Genomic DNA, 26487 nt, shown 5'->3' on the forward strand with positions numbered 1-26487 from the left:
GGTCGTTCGAAAGAGAAACATGGCAATCGACAGCTTCGAAACCTCCCCGACTGCGGACGGGGCGGTCCCGGCGAAGGGGCTATCGTTCCGCGCCCTCGTCATCGGGGCCTTCCTGCTGCTGCTGATCGGGATCGTCGGCGGCGGATGGGCGGTGAACCGCTGGCTGACCGGCAGCAATGTGCCGCCGCCCGCCAAGACGGTCACGGCACCGGGCGGCACTGCCAGCCCGTTGCTGACGGACGGGACGGCGAAGGGGGCCGCCGCGGCGGCCCCGCTGGTCGTGGCGCCGGTCGACGGTGCGAACGCGCTCGCGGCGCGCGTCGCCGAGCTCGAACAGCGACTGTCGCGGATCACGCTTCAGGCCGAATCGGCGTCGGGCAACGCCTCGCGCGCCGAAGGGCTGCTCGTCGCCTTCGCGGTGCGCCGCGCGCTCGATCGCGGGTTGTCGCTCGGCTATCTCGACGCGCAGCTGCGGCTACGCTTCGGCGACGACCAGCCGAACGCGGTCAAGACGATCATCGATACGTCGCGCGACCCGGTGACGCTCGAACGGCTTCGCACCGAACTCGACGCGATGGCACCGCAACTCGTCGGGCGGAACGGCGAAGGAGATGGCAGCCTGTGGACCGGGCTTCGTCGCGAACTGGGCGAATTGTTCGTCGTGCGTGCGGCCGGCACCAAGTCGCCGCGCGCGTCCGAACGGCTCGACCGCGCGCGGCGCTACCTCGCGGCGGGGCAGGCCGACCAGGCGATCGCCGAGGTCGAAGCGATGCCGGGGTCGGACATCGCGAGCGAATGGCTCATGGATGCACGGCGCTATCATGAGGCGCGGCGCGCGCTTGACCTGATCGAGACGGCGGCGATATTGGAGCCGCGCGACAGCCCGGCTGCCGCATTGGCCCGCAAAACGGCCGAAGAGACCCCTTAGCGACCCGGGCCCATGGGTCGCTTCTTGAAGAAAGCTGACCCATGGCCCTTGCCGATCCGCAGCGCATCGAAGCGCTCGACCCGCTCGATCCCCTCCAGCTCGACGCCGAACTGAGCGAAGAGGAGCGGATGGTGCGCGACACGGCGCGCTCCTATGCGACCGATGCGTTGTTGCCGCGTGTGACCTCGGCGTTTCTCGACGAGCGTTTCGACCGCGAGATCATGTCGGAAATGGGCGCGCTCGGCCTGCTCGGCGCGACGATCGATCCCGAATATGGCGGCGCTGGCCTAAATTATGTCAGCTACGGGCTGATCGCGCGTGAGGTCGAGCGCATCGATTCGGGATACCGGTCGGCCTGTTCGGTGCAGAGCAGCCTCGTGATCCACCCGATCAACGCTTATGGCAGCGAGGAGCAGAAGCGCAAATTTCTGCCCGGGCTGACGTCGGGCGAACTCGTCGGCTGTTTCGGCCTGACCGAGCCCGACGCGGGCAGCGACCCGGGCGGGATGCGCACGCGCGCCGAAAAGATCGAAGGCGGCTATCGCCTCAAGGGTGCGAAGATGTGGATCACCAATTCGCCGATCGCCGACGTGTTCGTCGTGTGGGCGAAATCGGACGCGCATGACGGCGCGATCCGCGGATTCGTGCTCGAAAAGGGGATGAAGGGGCTGTCGGCGCCGAAGATCGAGGGCAAGGTGAGCCTGCGCGCCTCGGTCACCGGCGAAATTGTGATGGACGGCGTCGAGGTTGGCGAGGACGCGCTGTTGCCGCATGTGTCGGGGCTGAAAGGGCCGTTCGGCTGCCTCAACCGCGCGCGTTACGGCATCGGTTGGGGCGCGATGGGCGCGGCCGAATTCTGTTATGAGGCGGCGCGCAATTACACCGGCGAGCGCAAGCAATTCGGGCGTCCGCTCGCGGCAAACCAGATCGTGCAATTGAAGCTCGCCAACATGCTCACCGAAATCGCGCTGGGCACGCAGGCGGCGCTGCGCGTCGGCCGGTTGATCGATGAAGGCCGGCTCATTCCCGACGCGATCAGCCTGCTCAAGCGCAACAATTGCGGCAAGGCGCTCGATATCGCCCGCGTCGCGCGCGATATGCACGGCGGCAACGGGATTTCGGCCGACTATCATGTGATCCGCCATGCGGTGAACCTCGAAACGGTGAACACCTATGAGGGCACGCACGACGTCCATGCGCTGATCCTCGGCCGCGCAATTACAGGCATCAGCGCCTTTGCCTAGGCCCTTGGAAGGCATCCGCGTCGTCGAACTGGCGCGGGTGCTCGCGGGGCCGTGGTGCGGGCAATTGCTCGCCGATCTGGGCGCCGAGGTGTTCAAGGTCGAGCGACCGGGTGCGGGCGACGATACGCGCGAATGGGGGCCGCCCTTCGTGACGGGCCCTCAAGGCGACAATCTGGGCGCGGCTTATTATCATAGCTGCAATCGCGGCAAGCGCAGCATCGCGATCGACATCGCCAGCCCGGATGGGCAGGCGAAGGTGCGCGCGCTGCTCGCCGACGCCGATGTCGTGATCGAAAATTACAAGGTCGGGGGTCTCGCCAAATATGGGCTCGACCCGGCGCGGCTGCGCGCCGATTTTCCGCGGCTGGTCGTCTGTTCGATCACCGGCTTCGGTCAGACCGGGCCCTATGCGCATCGCGCCGGCTATGACTATATCGTGCAGGCGATGAGCGGCTTCATGTCGCTGACCGGCGAGCCCGACGGGGCCCCGCAAAAGGCGGGAATCGCCTATGCAGATATCTTTACCGGCATGTATTCGGCGGTCGCGATCCTCGCCGCGCTGCGACGTCGTGACGTCACGGGCGACGACAAGGGTGGCGGCGCGCATATCGACATGGCCTTGCTCGATTCGCAGGTTGCGGTGCTCGCCAACCAGGCGGCCAATTATCTGGCGAGCGGCGTCGCGCCGAAGCGGATGGGCAACGCGCATGTCAATGTCGTCCCCTATCAGGTGTTTGCGACCGCCGACGGCCAGCTGGTGATCGCGGTCGGCAATGACCGCCAATACCGCAAGCTCTGCGGCATATTGGGGGTGCCCGAATGGGCGGACGATCCGCGTTTCGTCAACAATGCCGCGCGGCTCGCGAACCGCGCCGAGCTGATCCCGTTGCTCGCGGCGAAGATCGCCGCATGGGACGCGCAGCCGCTGGCGCTGGCGCTCGAGGCCGAGGGCGTGCCCGCGGGGCCGATCAACGACCTCGCGCAGGTATTCGCCGACCCGCAGGTGATTGCGCGCGGGATGCGCTTTCGCCCCGAAGGCGCGTCGATCGACGGCGTCGCGAGCCCGATCGTCATCGACGGGGAGCGCATGGTTGCGCGCACGGGGGCGCCGCCGCTGGGCGCATAGAAAAGGGGCGCCGCAGCGGACGCCCCTTCTCCCCCCCTTTGTCTCAGATCAGAATTTGACCGTTCCGGTGACGAAGACCTGGCGCGGGTTGCCGTAGAAGGCGGTCAGCGTGCCCTCGGTGCCGAGCGCCGAGACCGGCAGGCCGTTGGCGCCGAGCGCGGGGACGCCGGTGACCGGGTCGACGACGATGAACGTATAGCCGGAGGTCTTATACTCCTTGTCGAGGATGTTCTTGCCGAACACCCCCAGGCTCCAGCGGTCGTCGGGCGCGGTGTAAACGATGCTCGCGTCCCACAGCGCAAAGCCCTTCTGGTCGATATAGGGGTTCGGAATTTCGAACTGATAGGTCTTGCTGCGATAGGAGAGCGTCGTCGCGAAGCTGAGGTCGCCGTCGCCGACGGGGGTCGAATAGGCGAGCGTTCCGCTGGCGGTCCATTTCGGTGTGTTCTGCACCTCGCGGAAATCGGCGACATCGGTCGGCACCCCACCGATATTGGTGATATATTCCCTATATTCGGCGTCGATATAGCCCAGCGCGGTCGACAGCGTCAGCCGGTCGCCGACGGCGGCGATATCCTCGCCCAGCCGCGCGCGGCCTTCGAACTCGATGCCCTTGAAGGTCGCCTTGCCCGCGTTGGACACGACGCCGCAGAAGCTCGGCAGGCCTTGCACCGTGCAGGCGACCGAGCCGGGGATCTGGACGTCGGTATAATCGGCGTAGAAGCCCGCGAGCGCGACATTGAGCGCGCCGTCGAGCAGGCTGCCTTTATAGCCGATTTCATAGCTGTCGACCTGTTCGGGACGGAAGCTCAGGAAGGCGGCAACCTCGTCATCGGACGGCATGCCGGGGGTTGTGGCGGGCGCGTTGACGCCGACGCCGCGCGGGTCGAATCCGCCGCCCTTGAAGCCTTGCGAATAGCTTGCGTAGAGCGTGTGGTCGGGCGTCGGCTTGAACGACAGCGAAGCGCGCGGCGTGAATTTTTCAAAGCTGCGGCTACCCTCGAAATCGGTGCCCGGCGCGCCGAAGGGCACGCCGGCGCCGCCGAATACCGGCGACCCGCCGCCGAGATAATTCTGCCGCAGGATCGAGGCCTCCCGCTTGTCCCAGGTATAGCGGCCGCCGATTGACAGGCTGAGCCGGTCGGTGAAGTCAAAGGTCGCATCGCCGAACAGGGCAAAGGTCGTGGTATCGACGTCGGCTTCGGTAAAGGCGGTCAGCCCGGCGAAGGTGTTGAAGATGCGGACGTCGAAGAGCGTATCGGCGGTCGCATCGAGATAATAGAAGCCGAGCAGGCCCTTGAGCCGGTCGCCTTCGTACAGCAGCTGGAATTCCTGGCTGATCTGCTCGTTGAAGTAGAAGCCGGGGACATCGACGTCGACCGCGGGCAGCGCGTCGAAATCGATCGGTGTGGCCGACTTGTCCTTGCGCCACGCGCTGATCGAGCGGAGCGTCACGGTGTCGCTGAGCTCGGCGGTGACGTTCATCGCGAGGCCATAGGCCTCGATATCCTGTTTCGGGTCGTTGAGACCGCCGCGCGAATCGAAGACGTCGTCAAGGACGGGGGCGCCGGTGGCGAGCGAGGGGATCAGGCGGTGGCCGCCGCGCGGATCGCTCTTGTCCTTCGAATAATCGCCGGTGATACGGATCAGCACGGGGGCGTCATAACCGCCGAGCTCGACGGTGCCGCGGCCGGCCCAGACGTCCTTGTTGTAATTTTCGGTGCCGGTGGTGAGATTGTCGCCGAAACCGCCGCGCGACAGGCGCGCGACCGAGCCGCCGACGCGCACGAGGTCGCCGATCGGCGCGCTCGCGGTGACGACGAGGTCGGCCTGGTCATAGGTGCCGAGCGTGCCCTTGATCTTGAGCGAGAATTCCTCCGGCAGCGGCTTGGTCACATATTTGACCGCGCCGCCGATCGTGTTGCGGCCGTAAAGCGTGCCCTGCGGCCCGCGCAGGATTTCGATGCGCTCGACGTCGTAGATGTCGAGCACCGCTGCCTGCGGCCGGTTCAGATAGACGTCGTCGAGATAGATGCCGACGCCCTGTTCGAAGCCCGACACCGGATCCTGCTGACCGACGCCGCGGATGAAGGCGCTCAGCGTCGAGTTCGAGCCGCGCGACACTTCGAGTGTCGTGTTGGGCGTCGTCGCGCCGATGTCGGTGATGTCGATTGCGCCGGCCTTTTCGAGCGCTTCGCCCGAGTAAGCGGTGATCGCGACGGGGACGTCGATCAGCCGCTCGTCGCGGCGGCGTGCCGTCACGATGATCTCGTTATCGCCGGCGTCGGTGACACCCTCTTCCTGCGCAAGGGCGGGCGGGGCAAAGGCGATCATCGAAAGCGCGCTGGTGGCAAGGATGGCACGGCGCAGCGGACGGGCGAAAGGACGCATGAAAACTCTCCCATGTGATGGGCGACCCCTCGCCGCCCTGTTTGCTTTTCTTGGGCCGGTGCTTGCCAAGCCGCGCCGCTTCCAATAATGAAAGGTGAACCAAGTTTCAACTTGGAAGTTGGCTTCGTCGTTTTTTGCTTGCCAGTGGTGCGGAAATGCCACGATGCAGGCGGAGCCGGACGGAGGGGGAGACGGAAGGGCAGCCATGGATCAGCCGCAAACCGACACGGGGCAGGGCGAAGAGGCCCAAGACGATATGGGGGCGGGCGCCGGCGACGCGCGCGACAAGACGCCGCGCACCGAGCGCGGGCGGCGAACGCTGCGCAAGCTGCTCGACGCGGCGGCGGTCGAATTCGGCGAGCGGGGTTTCCACGAAGCCTCGATCAGCGCGATCACCCGCCGCGCCGGAACCGCGCTCGGCAGCTTCTACACCTATTTTGATTCGAAGGAGGAAATCTTCCAGGCGCTCGTTCGCTATATGAGCGAGCAATTGCGCGACCATGTCACGCCGCTGGTTCAGGCCGCGCCCGACGAGATCAGCGCCGAACGCATCGGGCTCGAATCCTATCTCGGTTTCGTGCGCGAGCATAAGGAGATTTACCGCATCATCGACGAGGCCGAGTTCGTCGATTACGCAAGCTATCGCCGCCACTATGAAACGACCGTCGCGCGCGTGCGCCAGCGGCTCGAGGGCGGCGCGGCGCGCGGTGAAATCCGCGATGACGTCAGCGAGATCCACGCTTGGGCGATCGGCGGGATGAACGTGTTTCTCGGGATGCGTTATGGGTTGTGGGATACCGACAGCGACATTTCCGAAATTGCGCGGATTGCGAATGACTTTCTGGCGAATGGGCTGAAAAAGCCGGATTGATGGCCTTTTACCGTGTTGGGCGGGCGGTTCCTACTTTCGTCTTTCCGGACTTGATCCGCGACCCACTTCGGCACTGAAATCATGGACCCCCGGATCAAGTCCGGCGCGACGAGAATTTGTTGGCTGCTTTCCGTTAGCGGTCGCAAATCTGGTGGATCAGCCCCGCGCGATCAAGAAGATCGCATGTTCGGCGCGCCAGGTTGCGGCGGCGGCGCTGGTCGGTTTGTCGCCCGACAGATACCAGGCCGCCTCGACGGCAATCCCCTTGGCGCGCAGCAAGTCACGAAAATCGCTGACCGTGACATGGTGGATGTTGGGCGTTTCATACCACGCGACGGGGAGCAGCCGCGTCACCGGCATCCGTCCGCCCCACAGCAGGTCTAGCCGGACGCGCCAATGCGCGAAATTGGGGAAGCTGACGAAGGCGCGCGGGGCGATGCGCAGCAGTTCATCGACAATCTTGTCCGGACGCTCGGTCGTCTGCAGCGTCTGCGACAGGATCGCATAGTCGAACGCGTCGTCGGGATAGTCGGCGAGGTCGTGGTTCGCATCGCCCTGCACCACCGACTGGCCGCGCGCGATCGCCGCGGTGACGTTCGCCGGGTCGATTTCCAGCCCGCGCGCATCGACGCCCTTGTTGCGCAGCGCAACCATCAACTCGCCGTCGCCGCAGCCGACGTCGAGGACGCGTGACGTCGCCGGCACGGCATCGGCAATGATCGCAAGGTCGGGACGCAGCGCCATCAGAAACCCGATCCGAGCGCGCCCGCAACGAGCCGGTCGAGCGCGGGGACGTCGAGCAGGAAGCTGTCGTGGCCGAAGGGCGCTGACAGTTCGACGAAGCTCGCCGCCGCGCCGACGCTTTGCAGCGCCTGAACGACACGCCGCGATTCGGACGTCGGATAGAGCCAGTCGGTGTCGAAGCTGACGAGGGTGAAGCGCACGTCCTTCGCCGCCGCAAACGCGCCGGCAAGGCGGCCGTCGTGCGGGTCGGCGAGGTCGAAATAGTCCATCGCGCGCGTGATATAGAGATAGGCGTTGGCGTCGAAGCGGTCGGTGAAGGCGAGCCCCTGATGCCGGAGATAGGATTCGACCTGGAAATCGGCGTCGAAGCCGAAGCTCTTGATGTCGCGCGCCTGCAGGCGGCGGCCGAATTTCTCGGTCAGCCCTTCCTCGGACAGATAGGTGATATGCGCCGCCATGCGCGCGACCGCGAGGCCCTTGGTGGGCGCGCGCGCGCTGCCATAATATTGGCCGTCCTGCCAGTCGGGGTCGGCCATGATTGCCTGTCGCCCGACCTCGTGGAATGCTATATTCTGCGCCGAATGGCGCGCCGCGCTGGCGATGACGAGCGCCGAGGCGAGGCGATCCGGATAAGTCGTCGCCCAGGCGAGCGTCTGCATCCCGCCCATCGAACCGCCAACGACGGCGTGAAGCCGCGATATGCCGAGATGGTCGAGCAGCATCGCCTGCGCGCGGACCATGTCGGTGATGGTGATGACGGGAAAGGCCATGCCGAGTGGCGCGCCGGTCGCGGCGTCGGGGGTGGCGGGGCCACTCGTCCCCATGCAGCTGCCGAGCACATTGGCGCAGATCACGTGGAAGCGGTCGGTGTCGATCGGCTTGCCGGGGCCGACCATGCGCGCCCACCAGCCGGGCTTGCCCGTCGCCGGATGGTCGCTCGCGACATATTGGTCGCCGGTGAGCGCGTGGCAGATCAGCACCGCGTTCGACTTGTCGGCGTCGAGCGCGCCATAGCTTTGCCAGGCGATCGTCACCGACGGCAACGCCTGCCCGCTGTCGAGCGGCAGCGGCTTCGCGATCGTGACGCTCTGGTGTTGGATCTGGTGGAGAAGGCTCGCCATGGTGCGCGCGGGGCTAAGCGGGTGCGCGGGGCGTGTCAACGTGCTGGACTCGCGCGTCCCAGCCGTTAAACGGCGCGGCATGACCGACACCAGCGCCACTCTCGCCCCCAAGCCCTGGATCAGCGGCATCGCCCCCTATGTGCCCGGCAAGTCCGCCGGCGCCGACGGGCGTCCGCTGATCAAATTGAGTGCGAACGAAAATCCGCTCGGAACCGGCGAAAAGGCGCGCGCGGCGTTCGCGGCGGCGCAGGGCGCGGCCGACGCGTTGTCGCGTTATCCCGATCCGGGTTCGGTCGAATTGCGCGAGACGATCGCGGCGAAGTTCGGGCTCGATCCGGCGCGGATCATCTGCGGCAACGGGTCGGACGAGCTGCTCCATCTCGCGGCGGGAACCTACGCGGGCGTCGGCGACGAGATTCTCTATGTTCGCTACGGCTTTGCGGTCTACGAGATCGCGGCGCGCCGGGTCGGCGCGGTGCCGGTCGAGGCCGATGATCGCGACTATGCGACGGACGTCGATGCGCTGCTCGCGGCGGTGACCGACAAGACGCGCGTCGTCTATCTTGCCAACCCGAACAATCCGACCGGCACGCTCGCAACGCGCGAGGAAGTCGCGCGGCTCTATGCCGGGCTGCCGAGGACTGTGCTGTTCGTGATCGACCAAGCCTATAGCGAATATCTGTCCGAAGCCGAGGATGACGGAGGGCTCGAACTCGCGAAGACACAGCCGAACGTGTTCATCACGCGCACCTTTTCGAAGATCCACGGGCTTGCCGCCGAGCGCATCGGCTGGGGCTATGCCGCCGCCGAGGTGATTTCGGCGCTGCACCGCATCCGCCTGCCGTTCAACGTCACCCGCGCGGGCCAGGCGGCGGCGGTCGCGGCGCTAGGCGACGAGGATTTCGTGAAGCACAGCCGCGAGCATAATGCCCAATGGCGCGCCTGGCTGGCGGGCGAACTCGAAAGCCTGGGCAATCATGGCGTGCGCGTCGTGCCGTCGGCGTGCAACTTCCTGCTCGTGCTGTTCGAGGGCGATGTGAGCGCCGAGACGGTCTATAACCGTCTGATGGAGGCCGGCTATATCGTGCGCTGGCTGCCGGGGCAGGGGCTTCCCAATGCGCTGCGTATGACGATCGGCACCGAGGACGAAACCCGCGGGCTGGCCGCGGCGATCCGCGGCGCGCTGAACGGCTGATGGGAATAGAACGCGTCGCGATTATCGGACTGGGCCTGATCGGCTCGTCGATTGCGCGCGCGATCAAGGAACGGCTGCCGCAGGTGGCGGTCACCGGCCATGACTCCAAGGCCGAGGTCCGCGACATCGCGCGCGAACTCGATTTTTGCGACGCGATTGTCGGCGACCCGGCCGGCGCGGTGGCGGACGCCGACCTTGTCATCCTCGCCGTGCCCGTCGGGCGCATGGCCGACGCGGCTGCGGCGATCGCGCCGGGGCTAAAGGCGGAGGCGATCATTTCGGACGTCGGCTCGTCGAAGGCCGGGGTGGCCGACGCGCTGGCAAAGGCGCTACCCGATCACGTCGTCATTCCAGCGCATCCGGTCGCGGGGACCGAGAATAGCGGACCGGCAGCGGGCTTTGCGACGCTGTTCGAGGGCCGCTGGTGCATCGTCACGCCGGATGCAAGCGCGTCCGAAGACGCCGTGACGGTGGTGACGTCCTTCTGGCAGGCGCTCGGCGCACGGGTCGAGACGATGGACGCCGCGCATCACGACATGGTGCTCGCGGTGACCAGCCATCTGCCGCATCTGATCGCCTATACGATCGTCGGAACCGCGAGCGAGCTCGAGGAGGTGACCGAGAGCGAGGTGATCAAATATTCGGCGGGCGGTTTCCGCGACTTCACGCGCATCGCGGCGAGCGATCCGGTGATGTGGCGCGATGTGTTCCTGTCGAACAGGGACGCCGTGCTCGCGACCCTGCAGCGCTTCAACGAAGACCTGACCGTGCTCCAGCAGGCGATCCGCCGCGGCGACGCCGCAAAGCTCGAGGACTGGTTCACGCGCACGCGCGCGATCCGGCGGTCGATCATCGAACAGGGCCAGGATGATGCCGCGCCCGATTTCGGGCGCAAGCACTGAATTCCAACCTCTCCCCTCGATGGGGGAGTCAGCCTTCCAGCAGCGCTTCGGGAGGGTTCAGCGCGTTGATCGCGGCGCGCACGCGTGCCTCGGCCTCTTCGCGTGGCAGGCCGGCGGGGATGGTTTCGCCGACCTTGTAGGTGATCGTGCCGGGCCATTTGACCCAGCGGCGCGGCGGATAGGCGATGCCACTGTCGACCGCGACCGGGATCACATCGATTCCCAACAAGCGGTACATGCCGGCAAAGCCGGGGCGCAGTTCGGGCGCCTGGCCATGCGGGACGCGCGTGCCTTCGGCGAAGAGGCACAAGGGCCGCCCCACCGCGAGCGCCGCCTTCGCCGCGCCGAGCATCGCGCGCATCGCCTTGCCGCCGCCGTCGCGGTCGACGGGGATCAGCCCGTAGAAACGAGCCGCCTGTCCCCAGACGGGGATCGAGAACAGTTCTTCCTTCGCGAACACGGCGGGATGTTTGAACAGCATCGGCTGCTCGATCGTCTCGAACGCCGATTCATGCTTGAAGACGTAGAGTACCGGCGCGTCGGGCATCTTGCCCTCTACGACGATCCGCTGGCCGAGGACGAAGCGGCAAAACAGGCGGTGGGACTGCGCCCAGATGCGCACGAACCAGATTGTCACGCGATGCGAGAGCGGCAGCGAGATCACCGCGCCGATCGAGCTGATGCTGCTCATCAGGACGAACAGCAGCCAAAAAAGGATCGAGCGGACAAGGGCGACGGCGTAGCGCATGGGCGCTGGTCTTAGAGACCCAGAACGCCGCCCGCCAGTCCCGCGAGATATTTATGATATTCGCGGAACAACGTCGCGAAATTGGGCTGGCTGCGTACCGCGTCGGGCAGGATCGTCACCGTGTCGCCGACCGCGCGGCCGATTTCATATTCGGCGCGGCGCATGTGCCAGTCGGTCGTGATCAGCCGGATGCTCTTATATTTGCGGCGCTCTGCCCAAGTCGCGACCTCGGTCGCGTTCGAGCGCGTATCCTCGGCCTCGAACCCCAATGCGATGCAGCAGTCGAACAGGCTGACGGGACGTTTATATTCGGCGGCGAGCTCGCGCGGCTTCACCTCGCGCGCGACGCCGCTGATCAGCAGGCGCTTGGCGTCGCCGGCCTCGAGCCGTTCGAGCGCGCGGTCGATGCGGCCGGGCCCGCCGGTCAGCACGACGATTGCGTCGGTCTTTTGCGCTTCGGCGGGCAGCGGCAACAGCAGCGCAAACCATGCGAAGCCGAGAACCCAGGCCAGAAACAACAGGGAAATCAGGCGCTTGATCATAAAATCTTCTTGAGCGCCGCGAGCAAGGTCTGCCGCGCGGTCAGGGCAGCCAGCGCGATAGCCAATAGCGGCAGCGCCAGCAAGAGCGCCCAGCCCGCAGGACCGAGCGACGCGGTTGCGGCCAGACCGGCGGTGACCCCCGACCATTGCCAACCGATCAGCAGCAGGATCGCCGCGGCGACCGTGCTGCCGAGCGCGATGCCATAAGCGGTGTCGATCGCGATCCGGCGCTGGAACAGTCGCGTGATCTGGCGATCGGTCGCGCCGATCAGGTGGAGCATCTCGATCGTCGGAAAATGGGTGGCGAGCGCGGCGCGCGCCGTCATGATCACCACCGCGGCGCTCGCCGCCGCCATCAGCAGCACGAGTCCGCCTGCGATCCACGCGAGCGAGCGGATGAGCCGCGCGACGGGACCCAGCCATTCGGCGTGCGGGATGATCCGCGCGCCCGGCGCCTCGCGCGCGACGAGGGCGCCGAGCGCCTCGATATGGCCGGCGCGATCCTCGCCGACGAAATCCACATCGACCAGTGCCGGCAGAGGAAGCGATTTCAGCACCGGGTCGTCGCCCCCATGGTCGCTCCCCTCGCTGCCGAACCACTGGCCGAGCGTCGCCTGCAATTCCTCGCGTTCGACCGAACGCGCCGACCGCACAAAGGGCTGCGCGGCGGCCGCGCGGCGGAGGGCGGCCGCCTGCTCGGCGCGTGTCACCGGGTTGGCGGTCACGATCTGGACGGTGACGCGCCCTGCGATCGCTTCGCCGATCGCATTCGCCGACCGCGCGAGCCCGACGCCGGCGGCGGCGGCGAGCAGGGTCAGCATCATCAGGATCGCGACGACCCACGGCGTCGGCCCCGACAGGCGGCGATCGGGCAGCAGACGGCGGTGCTGGACGGGGACGCGCGGGATGATCATGCCCGGCCCATCACGCTCTGTTCGCCGGCGGATAGCGCAGCGCGCCGGTGGGGTCGGAGAGGCGCCCCTTTTCGAGGCGCATCATCTGCGCATTTTCGATGCGGCTGATCAGGTGGATGTCGTGGGTCGCGACGACGACGGTGGTGCCCAGGCGATTGAGCGCCTCGAACAGTCCCAGCAAACGCATCGCCATTTCGGGATCGACGTTGCCCGTCGGCTCGTCGGCGACGAGCAGTTGCGGGCGCGCGATCACCGCGCGCGCGATCGCGACGCGCTGCTGTTCGCCGCCCGACAGCGTTGCCGGGCGCGCCTCGGCGCGGTCGCCGAGCCCGATCCAGCTCAGCATCTCGCCGACCGGGCCCGCGAGATCCTCTTCGCTGACCCCCGCGATGCGCAGCGGCAGCGCGATATTGTCGCGTGCGCTCAAGTGCGGGATCAGTCGGAAGTCCTGGAAGACGACGCCGATGCGGCGGCGAAAGCCGGGCAGGCGGTGGCGCGGCATCGCGACGAGATCCTCGCCGAACAGGCGAACGATGCCGCGGCTCGGGCGCTGCGCGAGGTAGAGCATCTTCAGAAGCGAGGTCTTGCCGGCGCCCGACGCGCCGGTGAGGAAATAGAAGCTGCCGGGCTGGAGGTTGAAGCTGATGTCGGAGAGTATCTCGGCATCGGGGCCGTAGCGCAGGCCGACGCCGTCGAATTCGACCATCGCCCCGCCGGGGCGCGCGGGAGCGGGATCCGTCATGGCTTCACGCATGGGCAGCCATGTGCCTGCACGGGGCCTGGGAACAGGGGCGCTGGTCCGCTCATCCGCCTGCCTGTCGCACGGCTATGCACCAAGGACAAGGTGCGAGTGGAACGCGGCGCTTGCAACACCGCGAATCAGCGTGTTTAGAGGACGCCATGATCCTTGCCTGCCCGTCCTGCCACACCCGCTATGTCGTGCCCGATACGGCGATCGGACCGACGGGGCGCACGGTGCGCTGCGCCAATTGCCGCCATAGCTGGTTTCAGGAACCCGCGGCGGCATCCGCCGCGCCGATCGCGCCGTCTGCGCCGTCTGCGCCGTCCGCGACGGTGCCGACGCCGGCGGCCGAGCCTGCCCCTGCACCAGTTTCCACGCCCGGTTATCCGGACATTACGGAGACTTCGCCCGAGCCCGCGCCGGCGCCGCCGGCCTTTGCCGCCGCCGCGGAGCCGGCGCCGCGCGCGACGCCCGCCGCTGCCGACGCGCCGTTGCCGTTCCGCCGCCCGCGGCGCAATCCCGCGAAACGCTGGACGGCGATTGCCGCGAGCGCCGCCGTGCTGATGATCGCCGCGACGGCGGGGCTTGTCTATTTCGGCCTGCCGGGATGGGCGCAGGGGCTGGGCTTGCCGGGCGGGGTCGACGAGCCCGACCTGGTGATCGAGCTGCCGCCGAATCAGGATCACCGCGAGCTGGCCGACGGCACCATCTATTTCGCGGCGTCGGGGGTGATCATCAACCCGACCGACCGCGAACAGCGCGTGCCGCCGATCCTCGCCGAACTGCGCGATGCGCAGGGGACCATCGTCTACAGCTGGACGATCAAGCCGCCGGTGCGGATGCTGCCGCCCAATGAAAAGGTCAACTTCAGCGAGGCGAAGCTCGACATTCCGCGCCGCGCGACGCAGCTGACGGTGAGCTGGGCGCTACCAAAAGGCTGAATTTACAATCTATTGAGGTGACGCCACGGCGTCACAAGCAGAGCGCGGCCGCCAGCGACAACAGGAAGCTGGTCAGCGTCGCCACGATGATCGGCGCGAAGCTTTGCCACCCCTGGTCGAGCAGCAGATGGAGTCGCGCTTTCATCGCGGTGGCAACGATGGCGAGGAGGAGCAGGGCCGAGGCGGCGGTAGCAGCCGCATCGTCGACCGGCTTCGGAACGGCAACCAGCGAATTGATCGCGGCAACGATGAGGAAGCCGAGGATGAACCAGGGCAGGCGCAGCGGAATACGGGTCTTGCTTTCGGCCTCGCCGCTCCGGCCGAGCCAGAGCGCGACGAGCATCAGCATCGGCGCCAGCAGGGTGACGCGCGTCAGTTTGACAATTGTTGCGACCTCGCCGGCGGCAGGCGAATAGGAAAAGCCGCCGCCGATCGCCTGCGCGACATCGTGGATCGACGCCCCGATCAGGAACCCCGCCTGCGCATCCGACAGTCCGAATTGCGCGGCGAGCACCGGATAGAGCGTCATTGCGAGCGCACTCGCGACGGTGATGCCGACGAGCGTTAAGGTGAAACGCGCCTGATCGACGCGTTTGTCGCCGATCAGCGAATAGAGCGCGAGCGCTGCGCTGGCGCCGCAGATCGCGGTCGCGCCGCCCGCAAGGAGGCCCGCGTCGCGGCTTTGCCCGAACAGCTTCGCGCTCGCGACCGTGATCAGGATGACCATGACCATGATCAGCGCCAGCAAAGCGAAGGGCAGGGGGCCAAGGTCGGCGAGCTGCTGCGCCGTGATCCGCGCGCCGATGAGAACGATGCCGGTGCGGAGTGCGGTCTGCGACATCAGGTCGAGCCCGGCATGCGTGCGCCGGTCCTGCGATAGAAAGGAAAGGGCAAGGCCGATCAGCAGCCCCATCAACACGATCGGCACGGCATAATGATCGGCCAGCCAGCCCGCCGCGAGCGCCGCGATCGCGGTAACGAGAACACCGGGGAAATAGGCCTGCCAGCGATGCCGCGCGGGCGGGTTCGCCTCGAGCTGCATCTCGCCATAAAGGTCGGCAGCCATCGGCCAGCTCTGTTCGGATGGTTTCACCAACATTCCCCGTCCTCGTTGCGGGGCCCGCTTCGCATATCCGTGCGCCCCGGTCGATAGGCCATTGCTGGCGCGGCGCGGGCTTGCTAGAGGCCGCGCTCTATCAGCACCCGTAGCTCAGCTGGATAGAGCGCTGCCCTCCGAAGGCAGAGGCCAGGGGTTCGAATCCCTTCGGGTGCGCCAGATAGAATTCTGCGGCGGAAGACGCCGGGACTTCGCGGGAGACAGGCGCCAGATGTACGACCTGCTGGCCGGCCTCTCGGTGATCGAAGCGTCCTCCTTCGTCGCCTCTCCAACCGCCGGGCTCTATTGCGCGCAAATGGGCGCCGAGGTGATCCGCGTCGATCAGATCGGCGGCGGCCCCGATTTCCGGCGCTGGCCGGTGACCGCGGCCAATGACTCACTCTATTGGGAAAATCTGAACCGCGCGAAAAAGTCGGTCGCGCTTGATCTCGGCCGGCCCGAAGGGCGCGAAATCCTGCAGGAACTGGTGCGCGCGACGGGGCAGTTCATCACCAATTTCCCGGTGGGCGGCTTCCTGTCGCACGAAAAGCTCGCCGACGGGCGCGCCGACCTGATCACCGTGCGCGTGATGGGCTGGGCCGATGGCTCGCCCGCGCTCGATTATACGGTGAACAACAGCGTCGGTTATCCGATGCTGACCGGCGCGGGCCCCGACCCGGTCAATCATGTGCTGCCCGCGTGGGACTTGCTCACCGGCGCCTATGCCGCTTTCGCGTTGCTCGCGGCGATCCAGCGGCGGAGCGCGAGCGGCGAAGGCGGCGAGGTGCGGATTCCGCTTTCCGACGTCGCGATCGGGACCGTCGCCAATTTGGGCGGGGTCGCCGAGATGCTCTATTCGGGCGCGAACCGGCCGCGGCTCGGCAATGCGGTTTACGGGCTGTTCGGGCGCGATTTCGTGACGCGCGACGGACAGCGAACGATGATCGTCGTCGTGACCCCGCGCCAATGGGCGAACCTCGTCGCCGCGCTCGGCCTCGGCGAGGCGGTCGCACGAATCGAGGCGGCGCGCGGCGTGTCCTTCGCGGCCGACGACGGGCTCCGCTTCGACCACCGCGATGCGCTCTATCCGCTGTTCGAGGCGGCGATCGCGAAGCGCGACCATGCAGACCTCGCCGCGGCTTTCGACGCCGGCGGGATCGTCCATTCGCCCTATCGCACCATGTATGAAGCGGTGCAGGACCCGGCGCTCGTCGCCGACAATCCGATCTTCGGGAGCGCCGACAACCCCAGCGGTTTCGCCTATCCCGCCGCAGGCGCCTTTGCGACGTTGCCGCAGCAGGAGCGCCGGCCGCCGCGCACCGCGCCGCGCAACGGCGAGCATAGCGAGGAAATATTGGCGGACCGCCTGTCGCTTTCGAGCGCCGAGCTTGCCCGCCTGATCGATGCCGGTATCGTCGGCGTCGCCAAAAGTGGAGATTGAACAATGACCCTGCGCCGCGCCGCCATCGTCGCCCCGATCCGCACCGCCGTCGGCAAGTTCGGGGGCGCGCTTTCGTCAATGACCGCGGGCGAGCTTGGCGCGGTGATATTGAAGGCGCTGGTCGAGCGGACGAAGATCGACCCGGCGCGCGTCGACGACGTCGTCTTTTCGCAGGGCTATGGCAATGGCGAGGCGCCGAGCATCGGCCACTGGTCGTGGCTCGCCGCGGGCCTGCCGCTCGAGGTGCCAGGCTACCAGCTCGACCGCCGCTGCGGATCGGGGCTGCAGGCGGTGATCAACGCCGCGATGATGGTGCAGACGGGCATGTCCGACGTCGTCGTCGCGGGGGGCGTCGAGTCGATGTCGAACGTCGAACATTATTCGACCGATATTCGCAAAGGGGTTCGCGCGGGCAACCTCACGCTCCACGACCGGCTGACGCGCGGCCGGCTGATGTCGCAGCCGGTCGAACGCTTCGGCGTCATCACCGGGATGATCGAGACCGCCGAAAATCTGGCGAAGGACTATGGCATCACGCGCGAGGCGGCCGACGCCTATGCGGTGCAGAGCCACCAGCGCGCGGCGGCGGCGTGGGCGAAGGGGCTGTTCGACGACGAGCTGGTGCCGGTCAGCGTGCCGCAGAAGAAGGGCGATCCGGTGATCTTCGCGCACGATGAGGGCTATCGCGCCGACGCGACGATGGAATCGCTCGGCAAGCTGCGTCCACTCGAAGGCGGGGTCGTGACGGCGGGCAACGCGAGCCAGCAAAACGATGCCGCGGCGGCGTGCCTCGTCGTCGCCGAGGACAAGCTCGAAGAACTCGGGCTCGAGCCAATCGCCTGGTATCACAGCGCGGCGGCGGCGGGCTGCGACCCGAGCCGGATGGGGATCGGCCCGGTGCCCGCGGCCGAGCGGCTGTTCGCGCGCAGCGGGCTCGGCTGGGGCGACATCGACCTCGTCGAGCTCAACGAAGCCTTCGCGCCGCAGGTACTCGCGGTGTTGAAGGGCTGGGGCTGGTCGGAAGACGACAGCCGGAACGAGATTTTGAACGTCAACGGGTCGGGCATCTCGCTCGGTCACCCGATCGGCGCGACCGGCGGGCGTATTCTCGCCAATTTGACGCGCGAGCTGGTGCGCCGCGACGGCCGTTACGGGCTTGAGACGATGTGCATCGGCGGCGGGCAGGGCATCGCCGCGATCTTCGAGCGCGCCGCCTGAGCATGGCCGATTTGCGGGAGGCCCTCGCCGCCGCGCGGAGCTATCGCGGCGCCGCGCAAACGGCGCTCGGCGAGCGGCTGGCGTCGCGGCCGATCGACGCCGAGCAGCGCGCGGCGCACGGTTTCGCGTGGGTCGCGACGACGGTCGCGGCGCTCGAAGCGACGCTGGACTGGTGCGAGTCCGGCCGGGACTCGAACCCGCTCGATGCGAAGATCGCCACGCTCGCCTTCGCCGAAGGGATCGGACAGCTCGCCGGCGGGCTGCCGATGGGGCAGAACGAGATTTTCCGCCCCGCCGACCTCGGCATTGCCGCCGCCGGGTGCAACCTTGCCAATGCCTGCGCCGACTTGCTCGACGCCGACCACGCGGCAACCCGCGCCGAGGTCGCCGCTGCGCTCGCCGGGGGTCACTGGCCGAGCGAGACGCTCCACGACGCCGACCTCGACGCGATCCGCGATCAATATCGCCGCTTCACCGACGCCGCGATCATTCCGCATGCGCATGGCTGGCACCTCGCCAACGCGCTGATCCCCGATGTCACCGTTCGGGCGATGGCCGACCTCGGCACCTTCGGCGTCTGCATCCCTGAAGCGTTCGGCGGGCTGGGCCTCGGTAAGCTCGTCATGTGCATCGTCACCGAGGAGCTGTCGCGCGGCTGGATCGGCGCGGGGTCGCTCGGCACGCGGTCGGAGATCGCAGGCGAGCTGATCGCGATGGGCGGCACCGACGCGCAAAAGGCGGAATGGCTGCCGAAGATCGCAAGCGGGGAGGTGTTGCCGACCGCCGTGTTCACCGAACCCGACGTCGGGTCGGACCTCGGCTCGCTCCAGACGCGCGCGCGGCGCGCCGACGATCATTGGGTGATCGACGGCGCGAAAAACTGGATCACCCACGCCGCGCGCTCGGACCTGATGACCCTGCTGGCGCGCACCGTCCCCGACGCGAAGGGCTATGCCGGCCTCTCGATGCTGCTCGTCCCGAAACCGCGCGGGACCGACGCTGATCCCTTTCCGGCGGCGGGCATGGGCGGCAGCGAGATCGAAGTGCTCGGCTATCGCGGGATGCGCGAATATGCGTTGCAGTTTGACGGCATGACGGCGCCCGCCGACGCGCTGCTCGGCGGCGAGGAGGGGCAGGGCTTCAAGCAATTGATGCGGACCTTCGAGGGCGCGCGCATACAGACCGCCGCGCGCGCGGTCGGCGTCGCGCGGCGCGCGCTCGAACTCGGGCTCGACTATGCGCTCGCCCGCAAGCAGTTCGGCAAGGCGATCGTCCATTTCCCGCGCGTCGCCGACAAGCTCGCGATGAGCCTCGTCGATTTCGTCGTGGCGCGCGAGCTGAGCTATGCCGCCGCGCGCGCCAAGGACAGCGGCAAGCGCTGCGACATCGAGGCGGGCATGGCGAAGCTGCTCGGTGCGCGGGCCGCCTGGTCGAACGCCGACGCCAGCCTGCAGATCCACGGCGGCAACGGCTATGCGCTCGAATATGAAATCAGCCGCGTGCTGTGCGATGCGCGCATCCTCAATATCTTCGAGGGCGCGGCGGAGATTCAGGCGCAGGTGATCGCGCGCGGGCTGATCGAAGGGCGAAACTAGAGCCAGAGCAAAGGCTGGCGCACGGGAAAGTTGCGCACGACCTCGCCGACAACGGGATCGGGGTCGAGCCTTTGCCAGAGGGTCAGCCAGTCGCCGCGTTGCTGCGCGAGACCGCCGAAGAGCAGGTTCGGCTGGCGCACCGGGAAGCCGTCCCAATATTCGACATCGGGCGCGCGCGGCCATTTACCCTTGCCGGCGATATAGGGGGCCATCCATGCGATCGCGCCGGCGATCGAGCGACCGTCGGCGGTCTTCCAGCCGATCAGTTCGCCGCCGCCGAGCAGCCACGCCGATGCCGCGAGCACGTCGAGGTTGAAGAGCGAATAGGCATAAGGCTTGGTGCGCGCGAGTTCGAGCGGCTGGCGACCGTCGGGGGCGATCTGTGTCGGGACGATGATCGTCTTGAGCCGGGTTCGGGCGTCGGCGAGAATGTCGGCGCGGCCGAGCAGCGCGGCGAAGCTCGCCGCCTGCAGCAGCCAGCAGCTGCCGTGGTTGTTCTTCTCGTCGCGTTCCTCGATGCCGAAGGGTGAGGTGGTGAGCCAGCCCAGATAGGATGCGAACCAGTCCTCGACGTCGGTGCGGATCGCGGCATAGCCCGGCGCGTTCCGCCGCGCGAACAGCGTCGCGGCGCGCGCGACCTCGACGATCTGCAGCGTGTCGATCACCCCGATCGCGCGGCCGCTGTTGACGCCGATGATCGCTTGCGCATGGTCGAGGTTAGGATTCATTCGCGTTTTCGGATCGACGAACCATGCGTGGAGGTGGCGCATCGCAGCATCGGCAAAGCGCGCGTCGGCGGTGAGGTTCCACAGCGCCGCGAGCGCGGGGACGGTACGCCCGAACGCGATCAGCGCGTCGCGGTGGCCGTCGAACTTGTCGGGGTTCGAGCGGCCGTCGCGGCGGACATAGGGGCCGCCGGGGCTCGCCGGGTCGGGCCACCAATAATCGCCCTCCGAATAATAATCCTGCCGCCCGGCGGGACTGCGCGGCGCCGGGACCGCGGCGACGGTGCGCGGTTCGGCGGCGAGCAGCGCTTCGGCCTGCGGCAGCAGGCGGCGGCGCTCGATCGCACGGACATCGATCGTCGTGGCGCCCGGCCGCGCCCATGCCGCAGGCGCGGCGAGAAGCGTGGCGAGGAGCAGGGTGCGGCGGGCGATCATCGTTCGTCCTTTACGGCGATGCGGTGGCGCAGCAACAGGTCGCCGTCGACAGCGCGCGGATAGGCGCCCGGACCCCACGCGTCGTCGGCGCGCACGAGCAGTTCGTCCAGCATGGCGGCGGGCCAGCCCCGCTCCCGATAGCGCCAGTCGGACGCGCGCCCGCGAAAGGCGGCGACATAATCGGTCGCCTTGCGCAGCGAGCGGCCCTTTTCCTCGACGTGATAAAGGTCGCTGCCAAGGCATGCCGCGCTGTCGGCGACTGTGTAGGCGGCGGAGAGCGCATAGAGCGAATAATGGAAGCTGCGCGTCCGGGTCAGCTCCTTCGGTAGCGCGCCGGATGGATCGACTTGTCGCGCGAGGCGCTTCGCGGGAAAGGCGGCGACGATCCGGCGCGCGACATCGGGGCGCCGCGCAAACAGCGCGAAACGCGCGACCTGCGCATCGTACCAGAGACCGTGATTGTTGGATGCCTTGCCTTCGGCCCTGCCGTTCGGGCTTGTCAGCATCCAGTCGGTGTAGCGCGAAAACCAGCTTTCGAGCGCCTCTGTCTCGGCGGGCGTCAGCGCGCCCGAGGGTGCGATCAGGCCGACGGCGTCGATCGCCGCGATGAAGCCGGCGCCGTCGAGCACGCCTTCGGCGCGGCCGTTCGACACGCCGGGCACGGCCTGCGCGAAGTTCATGTTCGGGTTCATGCGCGTCGCGGGGTCGAGAAACCACGCGCGGATGGCGCGCGCGGCGCCGTCGGCATATGATCGCTCGCCGCTGTAATAATAAGCGAGCGCGAGCGTATCGGCGTCGCGCACCATGCGCGCGAGCGCGGCGCGGTCGAAGCGGTCGCTTTCAATGTCCGGGTTGGTGTCGCCGTCGCGGCGCCGATAGGGACCCCTCGGATTCGCGGGATCGGGCCACCAATAGCGCGCGAGGCTGACATAGTCGTGGCGGTCGCCCGACACGGGGGTGCTGCGCTTGTCGATCACCGACCCGGGTTTCGCCGCAAGCGCCTTGTCGGCGCGGACGGTCAGGTCGCGATATGCGGCGCCGATCGCGGGGTTGGTCGGCAGCGCCGCCTTGATCGCTTCGAGATCGGCGGGGCGCAACGCGAAGGTGCGGCGACCGTCGAACGAAGCCGAATAGCCTTCGCTCGCGTCGCAGACGGGCGCCGCCGGGGACAGGGAAAAAGCCGCCGCCGCGGACGGAGTCGCGGCGGCGGCCAGGATAGCCCAAGGGAGTCGGGCTAAACTCGATGGCGTCACAGGCGGACCCGGAAGCCGAAGAAATATTGCGTGCCGCTGCGCGACACCTCGGCGATGCTGTCGTATCCGCCCTTGTACATGACGTCGTTCGTGCCGGTGACGTTCAGCGCCTGCAGCTTCACCTGGACATTCTCGGTCAGGTTGTACTGCGCCGAAAGATTGACGTAGGTGGCGCCGCGAATCTCGCGATTGGTGCCGCTGTTCGGCTTGTAATAGCCCGAGCGGTAGCGGAGGTTGGCGCGCAGCGAGAGGCCCCATTTCTCGAACCATACCGATCCGCTCGCGGTCCATTTCGACAGGCCGATCAGGTTCGCCGGGTTGACATAGTCGGCGATCGGCGAGGTGTCGGGATATTCGAAATTGGCGAAGGCGCGGTTGACCGACCCCTGGATGCCGAGCCCGTCGAGCGGGTCGGGAAGCCAGGTGAAGGCGTGGCTCGCGGTCGCCTCGATCCCGTAGAGGTGCCGCGTCTCGCTGTCGTTCGTCGGGGCCACCGGCGAAATGGTGACGGTCTCGGTTACCGGCGCGCCGCCGTCGCGGATCGTCGTGATCGTGACATCGGTCGGGATCGGCTCCTCGGCGCTGATCACCGTGCCCTTCGCCCATTTATAATAGCCCGCGATCGAGAGCAGCGTATCTTGCGAAGCGTAAAGTTCGAGGCTCGCGTCGAGGTTCCACGCGCGTAGCGGCTTGAGGTTCGGGTTGCCGGTGGTGGCGTCGAAGATGATATTGTCGAGCCCGGTCCCCGCTGAGGGGTTGAGCCGGATGCCCGCGCCGAAGCTTTCGATCCCCGACCGCGCGATCGCGCGATAGGCGGCGAAGCGCAACTTGACCTCTTGCAACAGGTCGAACGCGATATTCGCGCTCGGCAGGAAGTAATTATAGCTGCCTTTGGCGCGGTTCGTCTGGAGTTCGCCATTCGGGTCGGGGTCGACGCTATAGCTGTCGCCGGCGGTGTCGATCGTGATCACATAGGGCTGGCGATAGCCGATCGAGGTGATCTCGGTCTTGACCCAGCGCAGCCCGATATTGCCGCTGAACGGCACGCTGCCCGCCTGCGATTCGAAATTGGCGAGGCCGTAGAGCGCATAGATGCGCTCGGTGACGTCGATGTCGCTCGGATCGCGCCCGTCGGTTGGATAGGGAAGCGCATCGTCGCCGCCGGTGAAGGTGCGGAACAGGCAGTCGTTGTCGAAGGTCGCCCAACGCGTGACGTTGGTGCCCATGCCCTGCATGTAGCTGGTGGTGGTAAAGGGCACGCGGCATAGCTGGTTCGCCTGCGCGATCAGCTCGGCTGGGGTAGCGCCGTCGATTTCAGCGAGCGTGTTGAGGTCGTTGTTGCGCGCATTGTCGTTGGTGCGGTGATGGTCCGAATAGCGGCCGCCGACCTTGACCGAGGTGATGAAGCCGTCGAGTTCGCGCTCGATATCGAGCCGTCCGGCCCAGATGCGGTCGCGGCGGTCGGTGACGAAGCGGTTGCGCGCATAGACCGAATTGGGCGCGGTGGTCAGGAACAGGTCGTGGTCGGTGATGTCGAAATCCTCGAACTCGACATTCGGCACGACATCGTCGTCCAGATAGGTCAGCGTATAGCCGACGCGGCGGTTCGAACGCATGCGCGTCGCTTTCTGCGTCTCGGTGCGGTGGCTGTCCGAATAGGAGCCGTCGAAGCTGACCGTCCAGCGGTCGGGCGTCCAGATCAGGCCCAGGCCCCCGCCCTTGTAGGTTTCGTTGCGCTGGCGCGTTTCGAGCTGGTTCTCGATATTCGAATTGCCGCGATAGCTGATCAGCGCGCCGGGTGAGTAGCCATTGCTGCCGTCGCCGATGATCAGCGGCTCGAGTCCGCGCAGGCTTTCGGGAATGCCCAGCACATTGCGGTCCTCGCGGCTGCGGCGCTTCGAATATTGGCCGTCGATCGCGACCTCGAATTCGGGCGATGGACGCCATTGGATCGAGCCGATCAGCCCGTCGCGCACTTCCGACGTCTTTTGGGTGCGGAAGCTGCGCGATGAGGTCGGGAAATAAGTGTCGCCGATCGTCTCGCCGACGGTGACGCCATTGGCGGTGCGCGGTCCCTCGGCGAAGGTGCAGTTGATATTGGCGCCGGCGGCGGCCTGCGCCGCGGCATTGCCGGTCAGCTGCCAGGGATTGTCGGCCGACGTGTTGCAGAGCTGAAAGGTCGAATTGCCGTTGTAATAATCCTCGGGCGCGCTTGTGTCCTGCCGCTGGTAACCGATCGACACGCCGATGTCGCCGAGCCCGGTTTCATATTGGTCGGTATAGGCGAAATTGGCGCGATAGCCGAGCCCGTCGTGCTGATAGACATCGTTGTCCTGCGGCTGGAAATCGCCGCGCACCTCGAACTGGATGCGCCGCCTGCCATAGTCGAGGGGCTTCATCGAGCGGAGTTCGATCACCCCGCCGACGCCGCCTTCGAGGAAGTCGGCGCGCTGTGATTTATAAACGAGGACGCCGTTCACCAGCTCCGACGGGAATTGCTGGAAGGCGACCGAACGGTCGGGTCCCGCCGTCGACACCTCGCGGCCGTTGAAGGTCGAGAAGCTGAGCGTCGGCCCGAGGCCGCGTACCGACAGCTCGTTGGCATTGCCCTTGAAGCGGTCGGCCGAAACGCCGGCGATGCGTTCGAGCGTGTCGCCGACCGAATTGTCGGGCGTGGCGCCGATCTCGTCGCTGACAAGGCCGTCGACGACGACGTCGGCGGCGCGCTTGAACTCGATCGAACTGCGCTGCGTCGCGCGCGTTCCGGTGACGAGGATTTCGTCATCGCCATCGACCGCCGGAACCTGCTCGCCTTCGATGTCGGCGGGCGCTTCCTGTGCCCACAGGGGCGTGGCGGCGAACAGCGCGGCCGACGCCAGCAACGCGGCGCGAGTCGGCAAGACCGATGATGACTTCATTTTCCCTCTCCTTTTCCTGCCGCCCCTGATCTGCGGCGATGACCCGGTTGATACCGGTGTCAATCTTAGATGTCATACAACTTATGAAATGTATTACAACTTTGATGGGGGAAGTCAATCGTTCGCGTGGCGGGTCGGTCCGGTGGAGTATATCCGCCAGATATCAAGACCTTCCGCGTTTTCTCGCCAAGTCGTACATGGCCGTCCCGGCGAGCAGATAGGCGCCGCTGCCATAGAATTGCGTCTCCTTCGCCGACACGCTGTCGGGACGGTCGCCGACCTGCTGAACCCAGCCGAGCATCCCGTCGGGCTGCACCGCGCGGCCGAGCGCAGCCCAGCCGCGCACCGCGGCGGGCTCGTAAGTCGCGCGGTCGAGCAAGCCATTGTCGACCCCCCACGCAAAGGCATAGGTGAAGAAGGCGGTGCCGCTCGATTCGGGCGGCGTGCCGCGATCATCGTCAAGCAGCGAGGCGGGCCAGTATCCGTCGGCCTTTTGCAGCGTCACCAGCTTCGTGGCCATGTTCTTGAACAGCTTCTCGTAATAGGGGCGCTCGGGGTCCTTTTCGTCGAGCACCTGCAGCACGCGGACGAGCCCGCCCATCACCCAGCCATTGCCGCGGCTCCAGAACAGCTTGCGCCCCTTGGCGTCGCGCATGTCGAAAAAGCGGCTGTCGCGGAAATAGAGCTGCTCCGACGGGTCGAAGAGATAATCGGTCGTCGCCTTCCACTCCTCGTGCACGAAATCGGCATAACGCTTGTCACCCGTCGCCTTGGCGAGGCGCAGCATGGTCGGGGGCGCCATGAACAAGGCGTCGCACCAGCACCAGCGGTCGGTGCAGGTCGATGTGCCCTTGCCCGGCGCGACGGGAATGAATTCGAGCCCGATCGTCGGGCGGTTGGCGAGCACATGGTCGAAATAGGTTCGCATCGGCGTGATGGCCTGCCTGCCAGCGCCATTTTGCGCCGCCCACAGCCACGCCTGCCCGATCAGCTGGTCGTCGGCGTGGAAGGGAAGGTCGCCCATCTGCCATTTCTCGGCGCGGCCGAGATCGAGCAGCGGTTTGGCGTATCGCCTGTCGCGATTCGCAAGTTCGGTGAGCGCGACCCAGAAGGTTGCCTGCTGCCAGTCGCGCACCTCCTGCACGCTCTTGCGCGCGGCGGGCATCGTCGCCCAGTTGGTTCGGTTCGCGAGCTGCCAGTCCGCGACGCGGCGCGTTTCGGCGAGGATCGCGGCGGGCTGCGGCATCGCGGGCTGGGCGGGCGCCGCCACCGCGGCGGGCGCCGTCATCATCATGGAAAACAGGCTCAGCGACATGGCATATCCTCTCCCTTTCAAGCCGGCCCGGCTTTTCGCCTTGACACCGGTGACATACCTCTTTCCTTTTCTCGCAAGTGTC

At 67.0% G+C, this 26487-nt stretch carries 22 protein-coding genes and 1 tRNA gene; 11 read left to right on the top strand and 12 right to left on the bottom strand.

Annotated elements, in window-relative coordinates; genetic code table 11:
* Positions 1–19: 19 nt before the first annotated feature.
* The 3 genes from VSX79_RS17370 to VSX79_RS17380 are packed head-to-tail and all read left to right on the top strand — an operon-like array spanning position 20 to position 3298.
* Positions 20–928 (top strand): mitofilin family membrane protein, encoded by a 909-nt coding sequence (locus VSX79_RS17370; protein WP_326913957.1) that lies wholly within the window; start codon positions 20–22, stop codon positions 926–928.
* Between the two features lie 41 nt (positions 929–969).
* Positions 970–2172 carry an acyl-CoA dehydrogenase gene (locus VSX79_RS17375; protein ID WP_179497748.1) on the top strand — a complete coding sequence of 401 codons (1203 nt, stop codon included), beginning with the start codon at positions 970–972 and terminating at the stop codon, positions 2170–2172.
* Entirely contained in the window at positions 2165–3298 is a 1134-nt protein-coding gene (locus VSX79_RS17380; RefSeq protein ID WP_179497750.1) for a CaiB/BaiF CoA transferase family protein, read from the top strand. Before VSX79_RS17375 ends, VSX79_RS17380 begins: the two co-directional genes overlap by 8 nt.
* 48 nt (positions 3299–3346) lie before the next feature.
* On the opposite strand, the gene VSX79_RS17385 is transcribed toward VSX79_RS17380, so the two are convergent.
* Entirely contained in the window at positions 3347–5632 is a 2286-nt protein-coding gene (locus VSX79_RS17385) for a TonB-dependent receptor (protein WP_373562814.1), read from the bottom strand.
* Between the two features lie 262 nt (positions 5633–5894).
* Here VSX79_RS17385 and VSX79_RS17390 point away from each other — a divergent pair, with 262 nt between their 5' ends.
* Entirely contained in the window at positions 5895–6560 is a 666-nt protein-coding gene (locus VSX79_RS17390; protein ID WP_373562799.1) for a TetR/AcrR family transcriptional regulator, read from the top strand.
* Between the two features lie 156 nt (positions 6561–6716).
* Here the strand turns inward: VSX79_RS17390 and metW are convergent, their stop codons facing one another.
* Complete coding sequence (metW, locus tag VSX79_RS17395) at positions 6717–7304, bottom strand: methionine biosynthesis protein MetW (protein ID WP_326913958.1); 588 nt, start codon at positions 7302–7304, stop codon at positions 6717–6719.
* Positions 7304–8425: a homoserine O-acetyltransferase MetX gene (gene metX / locus VSX79_RS17400; protein WP_179497756.1), complete on the bottom strand. Its 1122-nt coding sequence runs from the start codon at positions 8423–8425 to the stop codon at positions 7304–7306. Before metX ends, metW begins: the two co-directional genes overlap by 1 nt.
* A gap of 79 nt (positions 8426–8504) precedes the next feature.
* Here metX and hisC point away from each other — a divergent pair, with 79 nt between their 5' ends.
* Together hisC and VSX79_RS17410 are read left to right on the top strand one after the other, a co-directional pair.
* On the top strand, positions 8505–9620 hold the full coding sequence (gene hisC / locus VSX79_RS17405) for a histidinol-phosphate transaminase (protein WP_326913959.1): 1116 nt from the start codon (positions 8505–8507) through the stop codon (positions 9618–9620).
* Positions 9617–10522 carry a prephenate/arogenate dehydrogenase family protein gene (locus tag VSX79_RS17410; RefSeq protein WP_326915273.1) on the top strand — a complete coding sequence of 302 codons (906 nt, stop codon included), beginning with the start codon at positions 9617–9619 and terminating at the stop codon, positions 10520–10522. The genes hisC and VSX79_RS17410 overlap by 4 nt, the downstream gene beginning before the upstream one ends.
* 28 nt (positions 10523–10550) lie before the next feature.
* Here VSX79_RS17410 and VSX79_RS17415 read toward each other — a convergent pair whose 3' ends face one another.
* From VSX79_RS17415 to ftsE, 4 genes are read right to left on the bottom strand one after another with little or no spacing between them, the layout of a single operon-like run.
* Entirely contained in the window at positions 10551–11270 is a 720-nt protein-coding gene (locus VSX79_RS17415) for a lysophospholipid acyltransferase family protein (RefSeq protein ID WP_326913960.1), read from the bottom strand.
* An 11-nt stretch (positions 11271–11281) separates the two neighbouring features.
* Complete coding sequence (locus tag VSX79_RS17420; RefSeq protein WP_326913961.1) at positions 11282–11812, bottom strand: YdcF family protein; 531 nt, start codon at positions 11810–11812, stop codon at positions 11282–11284.
* On the bottom strand, positions 11809–12726 hold the full coding sequence (locus VSX79_RS17425) for a cell division protein FtsX (RefSeq protein ID WP_326913962.1): 918 nt from the start codon (positions 12724–12726) through the stop codon (positions 11809–11811). The genes VSX79_RS17420 and VSX79_RS17425 overlap by 4 nt, the downstream gene beginning before the upstream one ends.
* A 10-nt stretch (positions 12727–12736) precedes the next feature.
* Complete coding sequence (gene ftsE / locus VSX79_RS17430) at positions 12737–13468, bottom strand: cell division ATP-binding protein FtsE (protein WP_179497766.1); 732 nt, start codon at positions 13466–13468, stop codon at positions 12737–12739.
* Between the two features lie 158 nt (positions 13469–13626).
* Here ftsE and VSX79_RS17435 point away from each other — a divergent pair, with 158 nt between their 5' ends.
* On the top strand, positions 13627–14409 hold the full coding sequence (locus VSX79_RS17435; protein WP_326913963.1) for a zinc-ribbon domain-containing protein: 783 nt from the start codon (positions 13627–13629) through the stop codon (positions 14407–14409).
* 31 nt (positions 14410–14440) lie between these two features.
* Here the strand turns inward: VSX79_RS17435 and VSX79_RS17440 are convergent, their stop codons facing one another.
* Entirely contained in the window at positions 14441–15508 is a 1068-nt protein-coding gene (locus VSX79_RS17440; protein ID WP_218844519.1) for a YeiH family protein, read from the bottom strand.
* A gap of 100 nt (positions 15509–15608) precedes the next feature.
* Here VSX79_RS17440 and VSX79_RS17445 point away from each other — a divergent pair.
* From VSX79_RS17445 to VSX79_RS17460, 4 genes are all read left to right on the top strand, one after another.
* A tRNA-Arg gene (locus VSX79_RS17445) sits at positions 15609–15685 on the top strand.
* Between the two features lie 52 nt (positions 15686–15737).
* Positions 15738–16946: a CoA transferase gene (locus VSX79_RS17450; protein ID WP_179497770.1), complete on the top strand. Its 1209-nt coding sequence runs from the start codon at positions 15738–15740 to the stop codon at positions 16944–16946.
* A 3-nt stretch (positions 16947–16949) separates the two neighbouring features.
* On the top strand, positions 16950–18164 hold the full coding sequence (locus VSX79_RS17455; RefSeq protein WP_326913964.1) for an acetyl-CoA C-acetyltransferase: 1215 nt from the start codon (positions 16950–16952) through the stop codon (positions 18162–18164).
* Positions 18165–18166: 2 nt separating this feature from the next.
* Positions 18167–19759, top strand: coding sequence for an acyl-CoA dehydrogenase family protein (locus VSX79_RS17460; protein ID WP_179497775.1), 1593 nt, complete (start codon positions 18167–18169; stop codon positions 19757–19759).
* On the opposite strand, the gene VSX79_RS17465 is transcribed toward VSX79_RS17460, so the two are convergent.
* The 4 genes from VSX79_RS17465 to VSX79_RS17480 form a co-directional block, all read right to left on the bottom strand.
* Positions 19756–20919, bottom strand: coding sequence for an alginate lyase family protein (locus VSX79_RS17465; RefSeq protein WP_326913965.1), 1164 nt, complete (start codon positions 20917–20919; stop codon positions 19756–19758). The two genes, VSX79_RS17460 and VSX79_RS17465, sit on opposite strands and share 4 nt — an antisense overlap.
* Positions 20916–22016, bottom strand: a complete 1101-nt coding sequence (locus VSX79_RS17470; protein ID WP_179497779.1) for an alginate lyase family protein — start codon at positions 22014–22016, stop codon at positions 20916–20918. Before VSX79_RS17470 ends, VSX79_RS17465 begins: the two co-directional genes overlap by 4 nt.
* 152 nt (positions 22017–22168) lie before the next feature.
* A complete protein-coding gene (locus tag VSX79_RS17475) occupies positions 22169–25090 on the bottom strand; it encodes a TonB-dependent receptor (RefSeq protein WP_326913966.1) in 2922 nt (973 codons plus the stop codon).
* 163 nt (positions 25091–25253) lie between these two features.
* Positions 25254–26405, bottom strand: coding sequence for a glycoside hydrolase family 88/105 protein (locus VSX79_RS17480; protein WP_179497783.1), 1152 nt, complete (start codon positions 26403–26405; stop codon positions 25254–25256).
* Positions 26406–26487: the final 82 nt, after the last annotated feature.

Source organism: Sphingopyxis chilensis (genome assembly GCF_035930445.1).
GTDB classification, from domain to species: Bacteria; Pseudomonadota; Alphaproteobacteria; order Sphingomonadales; family Sphingomonadaceae; genus Sphingopyxis; species Sphingopyxis chilensis.

Excerpts from the sequence above, each read along its gene's own strand:
- VSX79_RS17370 (WP_326913957.1), top strand. The coding sequence starts at position 20 with ATGGCAATCGACAGCTTCGAAACCTCCCCGACTGCGGACGGGGCGGTC.
- VSX79_RS17375 (WP_179497748.1), top strand. The coding sequence starts at position 970 with ATGGCCCTTGCCGATCCGCAGCGCATCGAAGCGCTCGACCCGCTCGAT.
- VSX79_RS17385 (WP_373562814.1), bottom strand. The coding sequence starts at position 5,632 with ATGATCGCCTTTGCCCCGCCCGCCCTTGCGCAGGAAGAGGGTGTCACC.
- VSX79_RS17390 (WP_373562799.1), top strand. The coding sequence starts at position 5,895 with ATGGATCAGCCGCAAACCGACACGGGGCAGGGCGAAGAGGCCCAAGAC.
- metW (WP_326913958.1), bottom strand. The coding sequence starts at position 7,304 with ATGGCGCTGCGTCCCGACCTTGCGATCATTGCCGATGCCGTGCCGGCG.
- metX (WP_179497756.1), bottom strand. The coding sequence starts at position 8,425 with ATGGCGAGCCTTCTCCACCAGATCCAACACCAGAGCGTCACGATCGCG.
- hisC (WP_326913959.1), top strand. The coding sequence starts at position 8,505 with ATGACCGACACCAGCGCCACTCTCGCCCCCAAGCCCTGGATCAGCGGC.
- VSX79_RS17415 (WP_326913960.1), bottom strand. The coding sequence starts at position 11,270 with ATGCGCTACGCCGTCGCCCTTGTCCGCTCGATCCTTTTTTGGCTGCTG.
- VSX79_RS17420 (WP_326913961.1), bottom strand. The coding sequence starts at position 11,812 with ATGATCAAGCGCCTGATTTCCCTGTTGTTTCTGGCCTGGGTTCTCGGC.
- VSX79_RS17425 (WP_326913962.1), bottom strand. The coding sequence starts at position 12,726 with ATGATCATCCCGCGCGTCCCCGTCCAGCACCGCCGTCTGCTGCCCGAT.
- ftsE (WP_179497766.1), bottom strand. The coding sequence starts at position 13,468 with ATGACGGATCCCGCTCCCGCGCGCCCCGGCGGGGCGATGGTCGAATTC.
- VSX79_RS17435 (WP_326913963.1), top strand. The coding sequence starts at position 13,627 with ATGATCCTTGCCTGCCCGTCCTGCCACACCCGCTATGTCGTGCCCGAT.
- VSX79_RS17440 (WP_218844519.1), bottom strand. The coding sequence starts at position 15,508 with ATGTTGGTGAAACCATCCGAACAGAGCTGGCCGATGGCTGCCGACCTT.
- VSX79_RS17450 (WP_179497770.1), top strand. The coding sequence starts at position 15,738 with ATGTACGACCTGCTGGCCGGCCTCTCGGTGATCGAAGCGTCCTCCTTC.
- VSX79_RS17455 (WP_326913964.1), top strand. The coding sequence starts at position 16,950 with ATGACCCTGCGCCGCGCCGCCATCGTCGCCCCGATCCGCACCGCCGTC.
- VSX79_RS17460 (WP_179497775.1), top strand. The coding sequence starts at position 18,167 with ATGGCCGATTTGCGGGAGGCCCTCGCCGCCGCGCGGAGCTATCGCGGC.
- VSX79_RS17465 (WP_326913965.1), bottom strand. The coding sequence starts at position 20,919 with ATGATCGCCCGCCGCACCCTGCTCCTCGCCACGCTTCTCGCCGCGCCT.
- VSX79_RS17475 (WP_326913966.1), bottom strand. The coding sequence starts at position 25,090 with ATGAAGTCATCATCGGTCTTGCCGACTCGCGCCGCGTTGCTGGCGTCG.
- VSX79_RS17480 (WP_179497783.1), bottom strand. The coding sequence starts at position 26,405 with ATGTCGCTGAGCCTGTTTTCCATGATGATGACGGCGCCCGCCGCGGTG.